We start from the raw sequence: 19,486 nt of genomic DNA, 5'->3' as shown, positions 1-19,486 counted from the left end.
GCTGGTCCCCATCGAAGACAGAGACAGGAGACAACGGTAGTGAGCGATCTGTACGAGCGGGAGGTTTCCGGTCCGTTCGCCGCCCTCTGCGGCGGCGGAACGGACAACGACGGGAACATGGAGAGCTGCATCACGCTCGCCGAGCTGCACGGCGGCGGATACGTGCTGGGGGACAACAAGCCCGAGGGGGCCGGACGGGAGTTGCGGATGAGCGCGGACGAGATCACCGCGTTCGCCCGTGGGTGGCTGGCCAGGGTCGACGCGACCGACTGACCGATGACGGGCCCCGCTGAATACGGCGGGGCCCCGCTCGTCCCGCCCGCATCCCAAGGAGGCAACCATGCCGCTCGCCGATCTCGTGGACGATGTTCCACAGATCCTGGAGCAGTGGCCCACTCAGCCGACGCTGTTCCGTCGTTCCCCCGGGGCACTGGCCGCGCTCTGGTCCATCGAGGAAGTGAACGCACTCGTGGACGCCGAGTGCATCGCGGCGCGCAACATCGTCCTGATCAAGGAGGGAAAGGTACTGGAGCGGCACACCTACATCGACGGGGAGATGCCGCGCCGCGACGCCATCCGCGCTCACCTCGACAGCGGAGGCACCATCTCCGTCCGGCAGCTGCAGACGGTCAAGCCGTCGCTGAGCATCCTGCGGCGCGAGATCCAGGAAGAGACCGGATGCCTGGTCCACGTGAACGCGTACATGACGCCGACCGGCGCCCAGGGGCTCAAGTACCACTACGACCCGTACGTCACGCTGATCGTCCAGCTCTCCGGTCGGAAGACCTGGCCGCTGCACCCGCCGTTCGTCGAGAACCCGACCACGGAGCACGGGAACTTCCTGGAGCGAGGATTCACTCTTCAGGAGCGGCAGTATCTCGCCACCACGCCGCCCGCACAGACGTTCACCCTGGAACCCGGCGACGTGTTCTGGCTGCCCCGGGGATACGTCCACTCCCCGTACACCGACGGCGACGAGACGTCTCTGCATCTGACCTTCGCGCTGAAGGAGCGTACGTATCACTGGCTCGCGTCGGAGGTGACGCGTGAAGTCCTGTCCCAGGCTCTGGTGGACCCCGCGTTACGAGCAGAAATCGCTCCGGCTCAGCTTCTGACATCCCCCGAAGCGGCCGTCCGGTGGACCCGTGAATACCTGATCGGAGCGCTGCTGCTCCTGGAACCGGGGATCATGGCCGAACTCGCTCGGAAGGCCGCTGCCCGTGTCGCAGGGTGAGGCCGGCCGGCGCGGATACATTGCGCCGGTGACGCAGCACTGGCACGCGTACGCGTATACCGGCCGGTCCTATCCGGATGCGGCGATCCGGCGGGGCGAAGTACCGACGGACTACCCGCCCATCGAGATCAAGGACTGGCTCACGCGCAAGAATGCGCAGGTGGTGGCCACTTTCACGGACGTCGACGACGCGGTCTCGTGGGTGGAAGGGGAGCTGACGCAGAACCCCCCGGTCGATCAGGAGCACTTCCCAGTCTGGGACCGACTGCAGCGCTCCCGCGAAACGCTGAGGCTGACCGCAGGGAACGACGTGGTCTACGGGTACTACTCGAAATCCCAGCAGTTCGTCTCACGGTCACTGATCGCCTGCCCCAGGGCGTACGGGCAGCGATGCCCGTACACAGAGGGCCCATGACTCGCGTGGCACCCGAGGGCGGGCCGCCACGGCGCACGGACGGAGCCCCCGCAGGTAACGCTTCGGTTGCCTTCGGGGGCTTCGCGCGTTCCCGGGTATTGACGCCCCGGTGACGGCCGCCCTACCGTCCTCCCACCGAATAGGAAACTTTCCTAACAGTGCAGTAGGGCAGGTGCGTCGTCATGGCCGGTACGACTCCGGGAACCCCCGGCACCCCGCGCGTGTTGCGGGCCATGAACGACCGCGCGGCCCTCGATCTGCTCCTGGAGCACGGGGCCCTGTCCCGCACCCGGATCGGCAAGCTCACCGGCCTGTCGAAGCCGACCGCCTCCCAGCTGCTCGCCCGTCTTGAGGCCGCCGGGCTCGTCGTCGCCACCGGGACCACCGCGGGCCGGCCGGGACCCAGCGCGCAGCTGTACGCCGTCAACGCCCGGGCCGCCTTCGCCGCCGGCATCGACGCGAACGCGCACCGGATCCGCGCCGCCGTCGCCGACGTCACCGGCACGGTCGTCGGCGAGTTCGAGCTCCGCACCCCCGGCCGCGCCACCGACGGCGTCGTCCGCCAGGTCACCACCGCCCTCGACGGCGCCGTCAAGGACGCCGGGATCACCCGCGCCGACGTGCGCCGGCTCGTCATCGGCACCCCCGGCGCCTTCGACCCGGCCACCGGGCGCCTGCGGTACGCCTCCCACCTGCCCGGCTGGCACTCCCCCACGCTCCTGGAGGAGCTGGCGGCCGTGCTGCCGATGCCGTTCGAGTACGAGAACGACGTCAACCTGGTGGCCGTCGCGGAGCAGCGCCTGGGCGCCGCCAGGGGCCACGAGGACTTCGTGCTGCTGTGGAACGAGGAGGGCCTCGGCGCCGCGCTCGTCCTCGGCGGCCGGCTCCACCGCGGCTTCACCGGCGGCGCCGGCGAGGTCGGCTTCCTGCCCGTGCCCGGCACCCCGCTCGTACGGCAGGTCACCAAGGCGAACTCCGGCGGCTTCCAGGAGCTCGCCGGCGTGCAGTCCGTCGCCCGGATCGCCCGGTCGCTCGGCATCGAGACCGCCGAGCAGCCCTACGTACCCACCGCGGCCCGGCTGCTCAGCCACGCGGCGGGCCACCACGGCGACGACCCCCGTTACGCGGCCCTGCTCGACCAGTACGCCGAGCGCCTCGCCACCGGTCTCGCCTCCCTCGTCGCCGTGCTCGACCCCGAACTCGTCGTCCTCTCCGGTGAGGTGATCGCCGCCGGCGGGGAGCCCCTCCGCGAGCGCGTCCAGTCCGAACTGGGCGAGCTCGCCGCCTCCCGGCCGAGGCTCGTCCTCGGCGGCGTGGACCGCGACCCCGTCCTGCGCGGGGCTCTGGAAAGCGCCCTCGCGACCACCCGCGACGAGGTCTTCGACACGTCCCGGTAGGCCGCCCGCCCCCGACCACCGAACACAGCCAGCACCTCCCGCTTGCCTGCTTGCCCGCTGTCCCTCGCCCCTCGGTTCCGCCCCCGTCCCCTTCGTCCGCCCCAGGGAGTCTCCGTCATGCCCGCACGCCGCACGCGCAGAGCCGCCGTCGCGCTCGCCGCCACCGCCTCCATCGCCCTCCTCGCCTCGGCCTGTACCGGCGCGGCGGACAACAAGGCGAGCGACGACCCGAACGCCAAGACCACGATCACCTTCTGGCACGGCTGGTCGGCGCCCTCCGAGGCCAAGGCGATCCAGGACAACGTCGACCGCTTCGAGAAGGCCCACCCGAACATCAAGGTGAAGGTCGTCGGCAACATCAACGACGACAAGCTGAGCCAGGCGCTGCGCGCGGGCGGTTCGAACGGCCCGGACGTGGCCGCCTCCTTCACCACCTCCAACGTCGGCAAGTTCTGCCACACCGGTTCGTTCGCGGACCTCAAGCCCTTCCTGGAGAAGGACAAGGTGGACCTGGACAAGACCTTCTCGAAGGTCCTGCAGGAATACACCCAGTTCGAGGGCAAGCGCTGCTCGCTGCCGCTGCTCTCCGACGCGTACGGGCTCTACTACAACAAGGACGCCTTCAAGGCGGCCGGCATCACCGCCCCGCCGAAGACCTGGTCGGAGTTCCGAGAGGTCGCGAAGAAGCTGACCAAGGAGAAGGGCGACAGCTACGAGCAGCTCGGCTTCATGCCGAACTACCTCGGCTACGAGACCGTCCCCTCCCACTACATGTCGCAGTGGGACCACAAGTACTTCGACGAGAGCGGCAAGTCGAACCTGGCCAAGGACCCCGGATTCGCCGAGATGCTCACGTACCAGAAGTCGCTGGTCGACGGCCTGGGCGGGTTCGCGAAGCTGGACAGGTACCGCACCACCTTCGGTGACGAGTGGGGCGCGAAGCACCCGTTCCACACCGGCCAGGTCGCCATGCAGCTGGACGGCGAGTGGCGGCTGAACTTCATCAAGGACGCCAAGGCCGACTTCGAGGTCGGCGTCGCGCCGCTGCCGGTCGCCGACGACGAGGTGGCCGAGTACGGCAAGGGCTACCTCTCCGGCACGATCATCGGCATCGCACCGCAGAGCAAGAAGCAGAACGCGGCCTGGGAACTGATCAAGTACATGACCATGGACACCGACGCGGTGGTGGAGTTCGCCAACGGCATCGGCAACGTCCCCTCCACCCTGGAGGCCCTCAAGTCCCCGAAGCTGAAGGTCGACGAGCGCTTCAAGGTCTTCCTGGACATCGCCCAGCACCCCGAGTCCTCGACCTCCGACGGCGCGGTGAACGGCTCCACGTACCAGGACACCTTCCAGGACTTCGCCCAGAAGTACGAGAAGGGCCAGGTCAAGGACCTGAAGAAGGGCCTTGAGGACACGGCCGCCCAGATCGACCGCGACATCGCCCAGGCGAAGTAGAGCCGGGACCGGTACCTCATGTCCTCCGACACCCTCGACGGGCGCCGGGCGGCGCTGCGGTCGAAGCGCGTGCGCAGCGCGCTTCGCACCGCGGCGTTCATGTCGCCCTGGCTGATCGGCTTCAGCGTCTTCTTCGCGTACCCGCTCGTCTCGACCGTCTACTTCTCCCTGATGAAGTACGACGGGCTCAACCCGCCGACCTGGCGGGGCCTGGACAACTGGACGTACGTCTTCTCCGACCTGCCGAAGTTCTGGCCGGCGATGCAGAACACCCTCTGGCTCGCGGTCGTCATGGTCGCCTGCCGGGTGGTCTTCGGCCTCGGCATCGGCATGCTCATCACCAAGATCAAGACCGGCGCGGGGGTCTTCAGGACCCTGTTCTACCTGCCGTACCTGGCCCCGCCGGTGGCCGCGACGCTCGCCTTCGTCTTCCTGCTCAACCCCGGTACGGGACCGGTCAACTCGCTCCTGGAGGCCGTCGGCATCCCCGCGCCCTCCTGGTTCAACGACACCGCCTGGGCCAAGCCGGCGCTGACCGTCCTCGCCGTGTGGGGCGTCGGGGACCTCATGGTCATCTTCATGGCCGCGCTGCTCGACGTACCGAAGGAGCAGTACGAGGCGGCGGAGCTGGACGGGGCATCGGCCTGGCAGCGCTTCCGCTACGTCACCCTGCCGAACATCTCGCCGATCGTCCTCTTCGCGGTCGTCACCGGGATCATCGGCGCGATGCAGTACTACACGCAGCCGATCGTGGCGGCGAAGGTGGCGTCGGGTGTGATGGGCGGCTCCGGTCAGACCTTCGAGCCGGGCTATCCGGACGACGCGACGCTGACCCTGCCGCAGCTGGTCTACAACCTCGGCTTCGGCCGCTTCGACTACGGCGCGGCCTGCGTCGTGGCCCTCGTCCTGTTCGCCCTCTCCATGGCCTTCACCGCGCTCCTGATGCGCCGGCGCGGCGGCCTGATCGGCTCGGGTGACTGACCATGTCCTCCTCCGTAACCCCTGTATCGACGCTTGACCGTCCCGTGGACCGGACTCCCGCCGGGGCCGCCGAGAGGACGGCCCGGCGCAAGGCGCTGCTGCACTGGATCGCGGTGCACTCCCTCGGGATCGCCGCGGCCCTGTTCTTCGTGCTGCCGTTCGTCTTCGTCTTCCTGACCTCGCTGATGAGCGACCAGCAGGCGCTGACCCGCGACCTGACACCGAACACCTGGCACTGGGACAACTACGTCCGGGTCTTCCGGACCCCGGGCTTCCTCGACTGGTGGAAGAACTCCCTGCTGTACGCGGGACTCGGCACCGCGCTCGTGGTGGTGTCCTCGGTCCCGGTGGCGTACGCGCTCGCCAAGTTCCGCTTCCGGGGCCGGCATCTGTCGCTGCTGCTCGTCATCTCGATGATGATGCTGCCGCCGCAGGTGATCATCATTCCGATGTACCTGTTCTGGGCCAAGCAGATGGACCTGTCCGGCACCTTGTGGCCGCTGATCGTCCCGATGGCGTTCGGTGACGCCTTCGCGATCTTCCTGCTGCGCCAGTTCCTCCTGACGATCCCGAACGAGTACATCGAGGCCGCGAAGCTGGACGGCTGCGGCGAACTGCGCACCCTGCTCAAGGTCGTGCTCCCGATGGCGAAGCCCGGCATCGCCGCCGTGGCACTCTTCCAGTTCTTCTACTGCTGGAACGACTACTTCGGACCGCAGATCTACACCTCGGAGAACCCGGCGGCGTACACGCTGAGTTACGGCCTGGAGTCCTTCAAGGGCGCGCACCACACCGACTGGAACCTGACCATGGCCGCGACCGTACTGGTCATGGCCCCTGTGATCCTCGTCTTCTTCTTCGCCCAGAAGGCGTTCGTCGAGGGAGTCACACTGACCGGAGTGAAGGGCTAGCTGAACGATGAAGCTCGCTGTCGTGGGGGGCGGCTCCACCTACACCCCCGAACTGATCGACGGATTCGCGCGGTTGCGCGACACCCTGCCCATCACCGAACTCGTCCTCGTCGACCCGGCCGCGGACCGCCTGGAGCTGGTCGGCGGGCTCGCCCGGCGGATCTTCGCCAAGCAGGGCCACGACGGGAAGATCGTCACCACCTCCGACATCGACGCGGGGGTGGAGGGCGCCGACGCCGTCCTGCTCCAGCTGCGGGTCGGCGGCCAGGCGGCCCGGAACCAGGACGAGACGTGGCCGCTGGAGTGCGGCTGCGTCGGCCAGGAGACCACCGGCGCCGGCGGTCTCGCCAAGGCGCTGCGGACCGTCCCGGTGGTCCTGGACATCGCCGAACGGGTCCGGCGCACCAACCCGGACGCCTGGATCATCGACTTCACCAACCCCGTCGGCATCGTCACGCGCGCGTTGCTCCAGGCCGGCCACAAGGCCGTCGGCCTGTGCAACGTGGCCATCGGCTTCCAGCGGAAGTTCGCGAAGCTGCTCGACGTGGCCCCGTCCGAGGTCCACCTCGACCACGTCGGGCTCAACCACCTGACCTGGGAGACCGGCGTCCGCCTCGGCGGTCCCGAGGGCGAGAACGTGCTGCCGCGGCTGCTCGCCGCGCACGGCGAGGCCATCGCCGAGGACCTGCGCCTGCCGCTCTCGGTGGTGGACCGCCTCGGCGTCGTCCCCTCGTACTACCTGCGCTACTTCTACGCGCACGACGAGGTCGTACGGGAGCTGGGCACCAAGCCCTCGCGGGCGGCGGAGGTCGCCGCGATGGAGAAGGAACTCCTGGAGATGTACGGCGATCCGGCGCTCGACGAGAAGCCGGCGCTGCTCGCCAGGCGTGGCGGTGCCTTCTACTCGGAGGCGGCCGTGGACCTCGCGGCCTCGCTGCTCGGCGGAGGTGGCTCGCCGTACCAGGTGGTGAACACGTACAACAACGGCACGCTGCCGTTCCTGCCGGACGACGCCGTGATCGAGGTGCAGGCCGCGGTGGGCGCGAACGGCCCGACGCCGCTGCCGGTCCCCCCGCTGGACCCGCTGTACGCGGGGCTGATCGCGCACGTCACCACGTACGAGGACCTGGCCCTGGAGGCGGCGCTGCGCGGCGGCCGTGACCGGGTGTTCAGGGCGCTCCTCGCGCACCCTCTGGTCGGGCAGTACGAGGCCGCCGACGGGCTCACCGACCGGCTGATCGCGCACAACCGGGAGCACCTGGCGTGGGCGTGAACCTCAGCGGCGCGCTCCTGGCGATCGACGCGGGCAACAGCAAGACGGACGTGGCGGTCGTGGGGGCGGACGGGGCCGTGCTCGGCACGGCGCGCGGCGGCGGGTTCCAGCCGCCCGCCGTCGGTGTCGGACCGGCCGTGGACGCGCTCGCCGAGATCGTGGGGCGCGCCGCCGCCGAGGCGGGCCTCCCGATCGAGTTCGCGCACGTCTCCGCCTGTCTCGCCAACGCCGATCTCCCCGTGGAGGAGGCGGAGTTGACGACCGCCTTGGAGGCGAGGAGCTGGAGCCGCTCGGTCCGGGTGTACAACGACACCTTCGCCATCCTGCGCGCCGGGCTCGACGAGCCGCGCGGGGTCGCCGTGGTCTGCGGTGCGGGCATCAACTGCGTCGGCATGCTGCCGGACGGGCGGACCGCCCGGTTCCCCGCGATCGGGAAGATCTCGGGCGACTGGGGCGGCGGCAGCGGACTCGCCGAGGAGGCGCTCTGGTTCGCGGCCCGCGCCGAGGACGGCCGGGGCGAGCCGACCGCGCTCGCGCGGACGCTGCCCGCGCACTTCGGGCTGCCCACCATGTACGCCCTGATCGAGGCGCTGCACCTGGGGACCATCCCCTACGAGCGGCGGCACGAGCTGACGCCCGTGCTGTTCCGTACGAGCGCGGAGGGCGACGCCGTCGCCCGCTCGCTGGTGCACCGGCTGGCCGAGGAGGTCACCGCTCTTTCGACGGTCGCGCTCGGCCGGCTCGAACTGCTCGACGAGGAGGCCCCGGTGATGCTCGGCGGCAGTGTGCTGGCCGCGCGGCACCCCGAGTTGGACGGCCGGATCGCGGAACTCCTCGCGGCCAAGGCGCCGAAGGCCGTGATCGGGGTGGTCACCTCCCCGCCGGTGCTCGGTGCGGCGCTCCTCGCCCTGGACGCGGTGGCGGCCGGGCCGGAGGCCGCGGCACGGCTGCGAGGCCACTACGCCTGAAGTCCCGCAGGCGTGGTGACGCCGGGGCGCCCTCTTCGCGGGGGCGCCCCGGTCGTCGTTCACCCGTTCGGGGTGGGCGTGAGGTGGAACCGATCGCGGCCGAAAAGCGTATTCATAGCAGGGGATTCGCCCACGGGGGTGGCGCGCGATGGGGCACGATAGGTACAAGATCCAGTCAATCCTGGTGTGCGGGTGGGGTCCCTGAGGCCATACTGCTGGCCGGGAACGTCGGACCGAGGGGGAGGTCACGTGACACACCCGCCGAATGCGCCCGCCGCCTCGGCACCGGGCACCGCGGCCGCGCGTCCGGGGACGGGTGTGCCCGCGCAGACGTCACCGCACGGAACCTCTCCTTCCGCGGCCTCCGTCTCCCCCGCGTCCTCGCCCACGCCTTCGCCCGCCGGAGCGCCCGGCGGGCCCGGGGCCTGGGACGAGATCCGGGGGGTGCTGCGCCGCGCGGCCACGACCGAGCCGGGCCGGCTGCAGATCCTCGGAGCCGTACTGGCCCTGCTGGTCGTCGCGTTCGGGGCCGTCACCGCCTACGAGGTGTCCGACCGGGCCACGTCCGCCGACGACGTGGTGAGCCGCTCCCAGCCGTTGAGCGCCGACGCCGCGGCCATCTACCGCTCGCTCGCCGACGCCGACACGGCCGCCTCCAGCGGCTTCCTCTCCAAGGAGCGGGACCCCGCCGACCTCCAGAAGCGGTACAGCGACGACATCGGCACCGCCTCCCGGCTCCTCGTGAAGGCCGCGGCGAGCACGGACGGCTCGGCGGAGTCGGCCCGCGAGATCACCACCCTCAACGAACAACTCCCCCGCTACACCGGCCTGATCGAGCGGGCCCGCGCCGCCAACCGGCAGGGCCTGCCGCTCGGCGGCGCCTATCTGCGGTACGCGAACCAGCAGATGACCACGCAGCTCCTCCCGGCCGCCGAGCGGCTGTACGAGGCGGAGACCGCGCGCCTCGCCCAGGACGACGAGGACGCCCGCGACTGGCCGTTCCTCTCGCTCGCCCTCGGGATCGCCGCCCTCGCCGTCCTGGTCCGGGCCCAGCGCCGCACGTACGCGCGGACGAACCGGGTCTTCAACCAGGGGCTGCTCGCCGCGACCGCCGCCTCCGTCGTCGTACTGCTCTGGCTGGCGGCGGCGCACACCGTCGCCCGCGCCGAGCTGAGCGACGCCCGCGCGCACGGACAGAGCTCGCTCCAGGTCCTCAACACCGCCCGGATCAGCTCCCTGAAGGCGCGGGCCAACGAGAACCTGACGCTGGTCGCGCGGGGCGCCGTCCTCACCGACGACGGCAAGAACGACAAGTACGAGACCGACTACGCCGGCAGCATGCAGGCGCTGACGACCGCGCTCGCCGAAGCCCGCGAGCTCGCCGACGACGACGCCGGACGCGATCCGCTGAGCGCCGCCGCCGACCGTACGGCCGAATGGCAGGCGCGCCACAAGGACGCCCGCGAGAAGGACGACGCGGGCGACTACGAAGGCGCGCGCACCAGCATCGTCGGACCGGACGACGCCGGCTCCGGACCGGACGAGTCCACCGGGCAGTCCTTCGACCAGGTCGACGCGGCCCTGAAGAAGGCCCTGGACCACGAGCAGCGCGAGTTCACCCAGGCCGCCGAGGGCGGCAAGGGCGCGCTCACGGCCCTCCCGCTCGGCGCGGCCGCACTCGGCATCCTGGGCGCGGCGGGCGCCGTCATGGGCATCAACCGCAGGCTGTCGGAGTACCGGTGAGAGGGGGCGGGATGCGGAAGAGCGTCGACGGCGCGAGGAGGCTCGGTCCGACCGGGCTCCTGAGCGGCCGGCGCCCCCTGGCGCGCCCGCGCGGCTGGGGCGGGGTCGCCGCGATGGCCGTGGCCTGCGGCCTTACGGCCTCGCTGACCCTCCTGCCGCTCGCCCACGGGGTGAACGGCCCGTCGGCGACGCCCGCGGGGACCGGCCCCGGTGTCGGCACGGGCGTGCAGGTCAAGGCGGACGCCTGCCAGAACCCGGAGGCCTCGCTCACCCCTGACACCCAGGACGGCCCGGCGGTCCAGGCGATCAAGGCGCGCGGCAAGCTCGTCGTCGGCGTCGACCAGAACAGCTACAACTGGGGGTACTTCAACCCCGAGAGCCGGCAGCTGGAAGGGTTCGACATCACGCTGGCCAAGGCGATCGCCAAGGATCTGCTGGGCAGCGAGGACGCGATCATCTACCGCACGATCCCGACCAACCAGCGGATCGCGGCCCTGGACTCCGGCAAGGTCGACCTCGTCGTCCGCACGATGACGATCAACTGCAGGCGGATCGAGCAGGTCGCCTTCTCCACCGCCTACTTCCAGGCCGGCCAGCAGGTCCTGGCGCCCAAGGACGACCGTTCGATCACCGGGTACGACTCCTCCCTCGCCGGAAAGCGGGTCTGCACGGCGGAGGGCTCCACGGCGTACGAAGCCCTGGAGGCCAACTCCTTCGGCGCCACGTTCAAGGACGAGGGCGACGGCACCAAGGCGGACAAGGACCGGTTCACCGTCCCGAACCAGCTGGACTGCCTGGCCCGGCTCCAGATGGGCGAGGTCGACGCCGTCGTCACGGACAACGCGCTCGCGGCCGGCCAGGCCGCCCAGGACCCGGCCGTCGAGCTCAAGGGCAGGCCGTTCACCACCGAGTTCTACGGAGTCGCCGCCAAGCTCGGCAACGACGACCTGGTCCGCCGGGTCAACCAGGTCCTCGTCGACTACCGCAGGAGCGCGTGGAAGGCGGCGTACGACGAGTGGCTGAAGGCGGACCTGCCCGGGATAACCGGGCCGCCCGCACCCCTGTACAAGTAGAGCGAGAGGTGATCGATGGGCGTCGCGGGCACCCCCGGCCCTGTGATGGACCGGGACGAGGTGGACCGTGCGCTGGCGCGGCTCGGCGCGGAGCACAAGGCGATCGAGGACTCGCTGCTGGCGCTCCAGGACCACGCGGGCCGCAGGCTGCTCGAAGGAGCCGAGCTGACCGGGACCACCCGGGACCGCTGGCAGACCACCGAGCGCACGATCACCCTGCTCTGGGCGTACTTCGAGGCGTACACCGGCGCCCTGCACGACGCCCGTGAGCTGCGGGCGCGGCGGCGCTGGGCCAGCCGTGAGGACCTGGTGGAGCTGACCGAGCGGCTGCGTGGCGAGAGCGTGCTCGTCGCGGGCGGGGCACGGCAGCCCGCCTCCCCTGCTCTGACCGGTCCCGCCCGGCTCTCCGAGCGGTTCAGCCTGGAGGCGCTGGTCGGCCGGATGAACGAGCTGTACGCGTCCTCGCTCGACATGGTCGTGACGGCCGACGCCGTCTGGTCCGCGCTGCCCGCGCGGATAGACCTCCTCGCCGCCGAGCTCCGGCGGACCCGCTCGCTCGCGCACTCCGTCGGCGTCAGGCCGGGTGAGCATCCGGCCGGGGACGAGCTGGAGGAGATCACGGCCGAGCTGACCGCGCTGCGGTCCCAGGTCGTCACCGATCCGCTGGCCTTCTGGCGCCCCGCCGCCGGGAGTTCGGCTCCGGGCGGCGGCCGGCCTGACACCGAGCGGTACGACCGGGCGGCGCGCGCCCTGGAGGACATCCGGCGGGAGATCGAGGCGGTCCTCGCCGTGCGGCAGGACTCCGAGGAGCGACTGCTGCGGCTCCGGGACGTCCTCTCGCGCGCCGACCGGACGCTCGCCGAGGCACGGGTGGCGCGCGGCGAGGTTCTCGCCAAGATCGCCGCCTCCGAGGTGCCCGCCGTCAGCGGACCGCCGACGGTCCTCCAGGAGCGCCTGGCCACGGCCGCCGAGTACCGCAGGCACGCCCAGTGGCACCGGCTCTCGCCGCTCCTGGAGTCCCTGGAGCAGGAGGCCGAGGACGAGCTGCAGCGCGCCCGCGCGTCCCTGACCGCCGTCACCGCCCCGCTCGCGGTCCGCGCCGAGCTGCGCGGCAGGCTCGACGCGTACAAGGCGAAGGTGGCCCGGCTCGGCGCGGCCGAGGATCCGCTGCTCATCGAGCGGTACGACGCCGCGCGCCGGATGCTGTGGAGCGCGCCCTGCGACCTGCGGGTCGCCGAGCACGCGGTACTGCGCTACCAGCAGGCGGCGGCCGAGGTGCTGTCCGGCCCGAGAGATGCCAGGGGGAGTCAGTGGTGAGCGCCTGTCAGCGACCCTCGTGCGAGGGATCGTACGAGGACATGGGCGGCGGCGAGCTGTACTGCGACACCTGCGGGCTCGCCCCGGTCGTCGCGCCCAGCGGCATGCTCCAGTCCAATCCGACCGGCATGGCCGTGTCCGGCAAGGACTCCGGTGCGTCGCGGTCGAGTTCGCGGGCCTCGGCCCGCAGCTCCTCGCGCTCCTCCCGTTCCTCGACCTCGCGCCGCTCCGTCTCCGGGCGGCTGTCGCGCGCGCTGTCGGGCGGGAGCAGCAGCCGTTCGGTGTCGGTGCGCAGCTCCGGCTCCTCGACCGCCCAGTCCGGCCGCAACCGGCTGGGCGCCGGCCTGGTGACGATCCCGGAGGTGCCGCGCCCCGACCCGCGCGGGGCGATGATGGAGAACCCCGAGGTTCCCGAGCGGAAGCGATTCTGCTCGCGCTCCGACTGCGGCGCCCCGGTGGGCCGTTCACGCGGTGAAAGGCCGGGGCGTACGGAAGGCTTCTGCACCAAGTGCGGCCACCCGTACTCCTTCGTGCCGAAGCTGCGCGGCGGGGACATCGTGCACGGGCAGTACGAGGTCGCGGGCTGCCTCGCGCACGGCGGCCTCGGCTGGATCTACCTCGCCGTCGACCGGGCGGTCTCCGACCGCTGGGTGGTCCTCAAGGGCCTCCTCGACACCGGCGACCAGGACGCGATGGCCGCGGCGATCTCCGAGCGCCGCTTCCTCGCCGAGATCGAGCACTCCAACATCGTCCGGATCTACAACTTCGTCGAGCACCTCGACGCGCGCACCGGCTCCCTCGACGGCTACATCGTCATGGAGTACGTCGGCGGCAAGTCGCTCAAGGAGATCGCCAACGACCGTCGGACACCGGACGGCCGACGCGACCCGCTGCCGGTGGAGCAGGCGTGCGCGTACGGGATCGAGGCCCTGGAGGCGCTCGGACACCTGCACAGCCGGAACCTGCTGTACTGCGACTTCAAGGTCGACAACGCGATCCAGACCGAGGACCAGCTCAAGCTGATCGACATGGGCGCGGTCCGGCGGATGGACGACGACGAGTCCGCGATCTACGGCACGGTGGGGTACCAGGCGCCCGAGGTGGCCGAGGTCGGCCCGTCGGTGGCGAGCGACCTGTACACGGTGGCGCGCACGCTCGCCGTGCTGACCTTCGACTTCCAGGGCTACACGAACGTCTTCGTCGACTCGCTGCCCGACCCGGAGAACATCGAGGTCCTGCGGACGTACGAGTCCTTCTACCGCTTCCTGGTCCGGGCGACGGACCCCGACCCGGCCCGCCGGTTCGCCTCCGCGCAGGAGATGGCCGAGCAGCTGACGGGCGTCCTGCGCGAGGTCGTCGCGGTCCAGACGGGCCGCCCGCGCCCGGCGCTCTCGACGCTGTTCGGGACGGAACTGCGGGTCACGGACACGGAGTTGTTCACGGAGCTGACCGGGGACGTCTCGTCCCTGGGCGCGCGGTCGACCGGCGGCGCGCGCGGCCGCCGCAAGGCACTGCCGACGGCGCAGGGCGGGATTCCGGCGCAGGGCGGGACGCCTCACCTTCCGGGTCCGGCGCAAGGTGGCACCCCCGTCACGGCTCCCGTCCCCGGAGCCGTACCGGACGGGCCCTTCCTCGCTCCGCTCGACGGGCGGGCCGCTTCGCTCGCCCTGCCCGTGCCGCGCGTGGACCCGGGGGATCCCAACGCCGGTTTCCTCGCGTCCCTGATGGCCTCCGCGCCGGCCGAGCTGATCAACGCCCTGCACACCGCGCCCGCACCCTCCGTGGAGTTGCGGCTGCGCGAGCTGCGGGCGCGCCTGGAGATGGCCGACCTGGGGGCCGCCGGGCAGGCGCTGACCACGCTTGAGGAGGAGCACCCGGACGACTGGCGGGTCGTCTGGTACCGGGGTGTGACCTCGCTGGTGACCGGCGACCACGAGAACGCGGCGCTGTCGTTCGACGCGATCTACGACGCGTTCCCCGGTGAGCCCGCGCCCAAGCTGGCCCTCGGCATCTGCGCCGAGGTGCTCGGCCAGCTGGACAACGCGGCCGAGTACTACCGCCTGGTGTGGGCGACCGACCCGAGCCATGTGAGCGCCGCCTTCGGGCTCGCCCGGGTCCGGCTCGCGGCCGGGGACCGTACCGGAGCCGTACGGACCCTGGAGTCCGTGCCGGAGGCGTCCATCCACTACACCGCGGCCCGGGTCGCGGCGGTACGGGCGCGGCTGCGGCGGCGGGCGGCGCACGAGCCGCTCGGCGCGGACCTGACGGCGGCCGCGGCGCAGGTATCCGCGCTCCAGGGCTTCGGTCTTGACGCGGTGCGCCGGGAGCGGCTGTCGACGGAGGTCCTCGGCTCGGCGCTCGACTGGGTACTCTCCGGTAGTCCCGGAGCGGCTCCGGCCGGCGCGCTGCTGCTCGGCAGCGAACTGGACGAGCGCGGGCTGCGCTTCGGCCTCGAACGCTCGTACCGGGTGCTCGCCCGGCTCGCTCAGCGGGGCGAGGAGAGGATCGAACTGGTGGAGCGGGCCAACCGTTTCCGCCCCCGGACGTGGGTGTGAGTATGTCCCAGATGCCCCAGCACGACCTGTCGGCCTGCCCGGGCTGCGCGGAGCCAGTGGACTCGGGCGACCGGTTCTGCGGGGCGTGCGGTCACGACCTCGCGGCCGTACCGGTGACGGCCCCGGAGCCTGACCGGCCGACGGTCGCGATCGGTACGCCCGTGAACTGGCCCGAGCCCCCGGCCCGCGAGCCGAACTCCCTCTCCACGGCCACCCAACACCCGGGCGACCTGCCGGGCACCGACTCGGGCGGCCGCGACCTGCCGACGATGCCGGTCCGCACGGACATCCCGTCCGACGCGCACGACACGTCTGGTACGTCTGGTACGCCTGGTACGTCCGGTACGTCCGGCAGTGGGCTCGCGGCGCTCGCCGCCGGGGTGAGCCCTGCCCCGGAGGCGTCCGCGCCCGAGGGGGACTTCACGCTCGCCGCACCCGACCCCCGGGCCGCCGCCGTCCCGCAGACCGCCACCCCGCCCGCCGGGACCAAGCTGTGCGTCGCCTGCCGGTCCGGCGCCGTGGACTCCGACGGGTACTGCGAGAACTGCGGGCACGCCCAGCCGCGCGAGCGCGACCACATGGAGGAGGAGCTCTCCTCGGTCGCCGCCGTCAGCGACCGGGGCCTGCGCCACCACCGTAACGAGGACGCGTTCGCGGTCTCGGCCACCGCGCTGCCCGACGGCTCCCCCGCCACCCTGGCCATCGTCTGCGACGGGGTCTCCTCGGCGACCCGCCCCGACGAGGCCTCGGCGGCCGCCGCCCGCGCGGCCGGGCAGTCGCTGCTCGGCGCCCTCCCGCGCGGCACGCACCCGCAGCAGGCGATGCACGAGGCGATCGTCGCCGCCGCCGATGCGGTCAACGCCCTGGCAGAGGAGCCCGGCCAGGACGGCGCGGACCAGGACGCGCACCGCCACCAGAACGCCCCGGCCTGCACCATCGTCGGCGCGATCGTCGCCGACGGACTGCTGATCGTCGGCTGGGTCGGCGACAGCCGGGCCTACTGGGTGCCGGACGACCGCACCTCGCCGCCCGCCCGGCTCACCCAGGACGACTCCTGGGCCGCCCAGATGGTCGCGGCGGGCCTGATGAACGAGGCGGAGGCGTACGCCGACGAGCGCGCCCACGCCATCACCGGCTGGCTCGGCGCCGACGCGTACGAACTGGAGCCGCACACCGCCGCGTTCAAGCCCGACCGCCCCGGGGTCGTCGTGGTCTGCACCGACGGGCTGTGGAACTACGCCGAGGCCGCCGACGAGATGGCCCGGGTCGTGCCGACGGACGCCGCCGGGCGACCGCTGCACGGCGCCCAGGTGCTGGTCGGCCACGCCCTGGACGGCGGGGGCCACGACAACGTAACAGTGGCGCTGCTGCCGTTCGCCCTCTCCCCACAAGGGGCAGGATCGGCCTGAGCGGTCGCCACTCCCTGTCCCTTTCACGATTTCACGCTTGTCTGTCGAGGAGCCTCAACCCATGGCGAACTTCTCCAAGTCGAACGTGCCGCAGTTCTCGGTGGACGTGTACCAGAACGAGTTCCTGCCCGAGGGGGGCCGCGAGGTCAACGCCATCGTCACGGTCACCTCGACCGGCGGCGGCACGAGCCGCGGCAGCGCGCTGAGCGGTTCCGGGGCCGACGCGGCCGTGGTGATCATGGTCGACTGCTCCGGCTCCATGGACTACCCGCCGACCAAGATGCGCGGTGCCCGGGACGCCACCGCCGCCGCGATCGACGCCCTGCGCGACGGCACGTCGTTCGCCGTGATCGCGGGTACGCACGTGGCCAACGAGGTCTACCCCGGCAACGGCGGGCTCGCCGTCGCGGGACCGGCCACGCGCGGGCAGGCGAAGGACGCCCTGCGCCGGCTGAGCGCGGGCGGCGGTACGGCGATCGGCACCTGGCTGCGCCTCGCGGACCGGCTGCTCGGCTCGGCCGAGGTGTCGATCCGACACGGCATCCTGCTCACCGACGGCCGCAACGAGCACGAGTCGCCCGAGGACCTGCGGGCCGCGCTCGACGCGTCCGCGGGCCGCTTCACGTGCGACGCGCGGGGCGTCGGTACGGACTGGGAGGTCAAGGAGGTCACCGGGGTCGCCTCCGCGCTGCTCGGCACGGCCGACATCGTGGCCGATCCGCAGGGCCTGGCGGCGGACTTCACCGTGATGATGGAGAACGCCATGGGCAAGGAGGTCGCGGACGTCGCGCTCCGGCTGTGGACCCCGGTCGGGGTGGAAATCGGCTTCGTGAAGCAGGTCGCGCCGACGGTCGAGGAGTTGACCGCGCGCCGCACCGAGGCGGGGCCGCGCGCCGGGGACTACCCCACCGGCTCGTGGGGCGACGAGTCCCGCGACTACCACGTCTGCGTACGGGTCCCGCAGGCCGGGATCGGGCAGGAGATGCTCGCCGCCCGGGTCTCGCTGATCGTCCCGGACCCGCTGGGCGGCACCCCGAAGACGCTCGGCCAGGGTCTCGTACGGGCCGTGTGGACGGATGACATGGCGATGTCCACGTCGATCAACCCGCAGGTCGCGCACTACACGGGGCAGGCCGAGTTGGCGCAGGTCATCCAGCAGGGACTGGACGCCCGCAAGTCCGGCGACCACGACGGGGCGACGGCCAAGCTGGGGCGCGCGGTGCAGTTGGCGGCCGCCTCGGGCAACGAGGGGACCGCGAAACTGCTTTCGAAGGTGGTCGACGTCGTCGACGCGGCGACCGGTACTGTGCGTTTGAAGGCGAAGGTCGCGGAAGCGGACGAGATGACTCTCGAAACCCGCTCCACCAAGACGGTTCGCGTCAAGAAGTAGCCCGGCCAGGGGGCCGGACGACGAGAGGGGGAAGCACCGACATGCCGACCTGCCCGAACGGACACCAGTCGGTCTCCGACGACTGGTGCGAGGTCTGCGGACACCGCATGACCGGGGCGGGTGCGCCGGCGGGTGCCGTACCGCCGCCTCCCCCGCCGCCGCCCGCGTACGGCTATCCGGGGCCCGGCGGCCCCGGTCCAGGCCCCGGCCCCGGTCCCGGTGGCTACGACCCGAACGCGACCGCCCAGGCGGAACTCTGCCCGCAGTGCCGCACCCCGCGCGAGGCCATGGCCCCGTTCTGCGAGGAGTGCCGCTGGAACTTCCTGACCAACACCGCGACCTCGTACACGCCGGTGGCGCCGCCCTCCCCGCAGCAGAGCCCGCCGCCGGGGCTCAACCTGCCGCCGGGCTTCCAGACGCCGCCCCGGCCCGCGCAGCAGCAGCCTCCGCAGCAGCCGCAGCCACAGCAGCCGGATCCGTACGAGTACCAGGGCTCGCGGCCCTCGCAGATGAACCGGCCGGCCGAGCCTCTCTCCGCCGACCCCACGCACCACCAGGCGCCGCCGCAGCGGCCGCCGGTCCAGCAGCCTCCGGTCCAGCAGCCTCCGCAGGGGCAGCCGCCGCAGGGCTTCCCGCAGGGACCGCCGCCGCCCCCGCAGTCCTTCTTCCAGGCGCCGCCGCAGGGGCAGCCCGCGCCTCCCGCGCCGCCGCAGCACCAGGCGCCGCCCGCCCCCGGTGGCGACGACTGGCTGCTGCCGCCGCCCTCGCAGCCGCAGGCACCCCCGCAGGCCCAGCAGGCCCCACAGGCCCCGCAGCCCCAGCAGCCGCACCAGCCCCAGATGCCGCACCAGCAGTACCAGCCGCCTCGGCCCGCCATGGGCTGGTCGGCGTACATCGGGCCTGACCGCGACTACTTCCTCGCGATGATGCATCGCAGCGGCCCGGAGGCCTCGGGCCTGAACCTGCCCGCGTACTCCCCCGAGCAGCACCTGCCGCTCCAGGGCAACCAGATCAGCATCGGCCGGCGTCGGCACTCCACCGGCGAATCCCCTGACATCGACCTCTCGGTGCCGCCGGAGGACCCGGGCGTCTCGCACCAACACGCCGTGCTCGTGCAGCAGCCGGACGGCTCGTGGGCGGTGGTGGACCAGAACTCCACCAACGGCACGACGATCAACGGCGCCGAGGAACCGATTCAGCCCTACGTGCCGGTCCAGCTCCAGGACGGCGACCGGGTGCACGTCGGCGCCTGGACGACGATCACGATCCGACGCGGATAGCGGTCAGCCGCGCGGCCGGACATTGGATCCATGATCCTGGATATTGGATCCAAGATCATGGATCCAATATCCGATGTCCGAT

16 protein-coding genes are annotated in these 19,486 nt (G+C 71.9%); all 16 read left to right on the top strand.

Annotated features, from left to right (window positions below):
• Window positions 1-39 precede the first annotated feature (39 nt).
• Window positions 40-273, top strand: coding sequence for a DUF397 domain-containing protein (locus ACGFYP_RS18710; RefSeq protein WP_393494263.1), 234 nt, complete (start codon window positions 40-42; stop codon window positions 271-273).
• A 67-nt stretch (window positions 274-340) separates the two neighbouring features.
• The gene (locus ACGFYP_RS18705; RefSeq protein ID WP_393494260.1) at window positions 341-1,234 is read left to right on the top strand and encodes a JmjC domain-containing protein; all 894 of its coding nucleotides are present in this window, start codon (window positions 341-343) and stop codon (window positions 1,232-1,234) included.
• Between the two features lie 28 nt (window positions 1,235-1,262).
• Window positions 1,263-1,649, top strand: a complete 387-nt coding sequence (locus ACGFYP_RS18700; RefSeq protein ID WP_393494257.1) for a hypothetical protein — start codon at window positions 1,263-1,265, stop codon at window positions 1,647-1,649.
• 182 nt (window positions 1,650-1,831) lie between these two features.
• Window positions 1,832-3,046 carry an ROK family protein gene (locus ACGFYP_RS18695; RefSeq protein WP_393494254.1) on the top strand — a complete coding sequence of 405 codons (1,215 nt, stop codon included), beginning with the start codon at window positions 1,832-1,834 and terminating at the stop codon, window positions 3,044-3,046.
• Window positions 3,047-3,163: 117 nt separating this feature from the next.
• On the top strand, window positions 3,164-4,504 hold the full coding sequence (locus ACGFYP_RS18690; RefSeq protein WP_393494251.1) for an ABC transporter substrate-binding protein: 1,341 nt from the start codon (window positions 3,164-3,166) through the stop codon (window positions 4,502-4,504).
• Between the two features lie 18 nt (window positions 4,505-4,522).
• Window positions 4,523-5,485: a carbohydrate ABC transporter permease gene (locus tag ACGFYP_RS18685; protein ID WP_393494248.1), complete on the top strand. Its 963-nt coding sequence runs from the start codon at window positions 4,523-4,525 to the stop codon at window positions 5,483-5,485.
• 2 nt (window positions 5,486-5,487) lie between these two features.
• The gene (locus ACGFYP_RS18680) at window positions 5,488-6,396 is read left to right on the top strand and encodes a carbohydrate ABC transporter permease (RefSeq protein ID WP_393494245.1); all 909 of its coding nucleotides are present in this window, start codon (window positions 5,488-5,490) and stop codon (window positions 6,394-6,396) included.
• 7 nt (window positions 6,397-6,403) lie between these two features.
• Window positions 6,404-7,669, top strand: coding sequence for a 6-phospho-beta-glucosidase (locus tag ACGFYP_RS18675; protein ID WP_393494242.1), 1,266 nt, complete (start codon window positions 6,404-6,406; stop codon window positions 7,667-7,669).
• Window positions 7,660-8,637: an N-acetylglucosamine kinase gene (locus ACGFYP_RS18670; protein WP_393494239.1), complete on the top strand. Its 978-nt coding sequence runs from the start codon at window positions 7,660-7,662 to the stop codon at window positions 8,635-8,637. The genes ACGFYP_RS18675 and ACGFYP_RS18670 overlap by 10 nt, the downstream gene beginning before the upstream one ends.
• Window positions 8,638-8,886: 249 nt before the next feature.
• The gene (locus ACGFYP_RS18665) at window positions 8,887-10,380 is read left to right on the top strand and encodes a hypothetical protein (protein WP_393494236.1); all 1,494 of its coding nucleotides are present in this window, start codon (window positions 8,887-8,889) and stop codon (window positions 10,378-10,380) included.
• An 11-nt stretch (window positions 10,381-10,391) separates the two neighbouring features.
• On the top strand, window positions 10,392-11,453 hold the full coding sequence (locus tag ACGFYP_RS18660; RefSeq protein WP_393494233.1) for a glutamate ABC transporter substrate-binding protein: 1,062 nt from the start codon (window positions 10,392-10,394) through the stop codon (window positions 11,451-11,453).
• 15 nt (window positions 11,454-11,468) lie between these two features.
• Entirely contained in the window at window positions 11,469-12,770 is a 1,302-nt protein-coding gene (locus ACGFYP_RS18655; protein ID WP_393494230.1) for a hypothetical protein, read from the top strand.
• Complete coding sequence (locus ACGFYP_RS18650) at window positions 12,764-15,325, top strand: tetratricopeptide repeat protein (RefSeq protein ID WP_393494227.1); 2,562 nt, start codon at window positions 12,764-12,766, stop codon at window positions 15,323-15,325. Before ACGFYP_RS18655 ends, ACGFYP_RS18650 begins: the two co-directional genes overlap by 7 nt.
• A gap of 2 nt (window positions 15,326-15,327) precedes the next feature.
• Complete coding sequence (locus tag ACGFYP_RS18645; protein WP_393494224.1) at window positions 15,328-16,734, top strand: protein phosphatase 2C domain-containing protein; 1,407 nt, start codon at window positions 15,328-15,330, stop codon at window positions 16,732-16,734.
• A gap of 61 nt (window positions 16,735-16,795) precedes the next feature.
• Window positions 16,796-18,124 (top strand): VWA domain-containing protein, encoded by a 1,329-nt coding sequence (locus tag ACGFYP_RS18640; RefSeq protein WP_393494221.1) that lies wholly within the window; start codon window positions 16,796-16,798, stop codon window positions 18,122-18,124.
• A gap of 41 nt (window positions 18,125-18,165) precedes the next feature.
• The gene (locus tag ACGFYP_RS18635; RefSeq protein ID WP_393494218.1) at window positions 18,166-19,404 is read left to right on the top strand and encodes an FHA domain-containing protein; all 1,239 of its coding nucleotides are present in this window, start codon (window positions 18,166-18,168) and stop codon (window positions 19,402-19,404) included.
• The last annotated feature ends 82 nt before the right edge of the window (window positions 19,405-19,486 follow it).

The sequence above is a fragment of the Streptomyces sp. NPDC048370 genome (genome assembly GCF_043200825.1).
Taxonomy (GTDB): Bacteria; Actinomycetota; Actinomycetes; order Streptomycetales; family Streptomycetaceae; genus Streptomyces.
The sequence above is the reverse complement of the archived record's forward strand: the minus strand, read 5'-3'. Positions and strand labels throughout refer to the sequence as shown.

Coding starts and splice junctions, on each gene's coding strand:
- ACGFYP_RS18705 (WP_393494260.1), top strand. CDS start 341: ATGCCGCTCGCCGATCTCGTGGACGATGTTCCACAGATCCTGGAGCAG.
- ACGFYP_RS18695 (WP_393494254.1), top strand. CDS start 1,832: ATGGCCGGTACGACTCCGGGAACCCCCGGCACCCCGCGCGTGTTGCGG.
- ACGFYP_RS18690 (WP_393494251.1), top strand. CDS start 3,164: ATGCCCGCACGCCGCACGCGCAGAGCCGCCGTCGCGCTCGCCGCCACC.
- ACGFYP_RS18685 (WP_393494248.1), top strand. CDS start 4,523: ATGTCCTCCGACACCCTCGACGGGCGCCGGGCGGCGCTGCGGTCGAAG.
- ACGFYP_RS18680 (WP_393494245.1), top strand. CDS start 5,488: ATGTCCTCCTCCGTAACCCCTGTATCGACGCTTGACCGTCCCGTGGAC.
- ACGFYP_RS18675 (WP_393494242.1), top strand. CDS start 6,404: ATGAAGCTCGCTGTCGTGGGGGGCGGCTCCACCTACACCCCCGAACTG.
- ACGFYP_RS18660 (WP_393494233.1), top strand. CDS start 10,392: ATGCGGAAGAGCGTCGACGGCGCGAGGAGGCTCGGTCCGACCGGGCTC.
- ACGFYP_RS18655 (WP_393494230.1), top strand. CDS start 11,469: ATGGGCGTCGCGGGCACCCCCGGCCCTGTGATGGACCGGGACGAGGTG.
- ACGFYP_RS18645 (WP_393494224.1), top strand. CDS start 15,328: ATGTCCCAGATGCCCCAGCACGACCTGTCGGCCTGCCCGGGCTGCGCG.
- ACGFYP_RS18640 (WP_393494221.1), top strand. CDS start 16,796: ATGGCGAACTTCTCCAAGTCGAACGTGCCGCAGTTCTCGGTGGACGTG.
- ACGFYP_RS18635 (WP_393494218.1), top strand. CDS start 18,166: ATGCCGACCTGCCCGAACGGACACCAGTCGGTCTCCGACGACTGGTGC.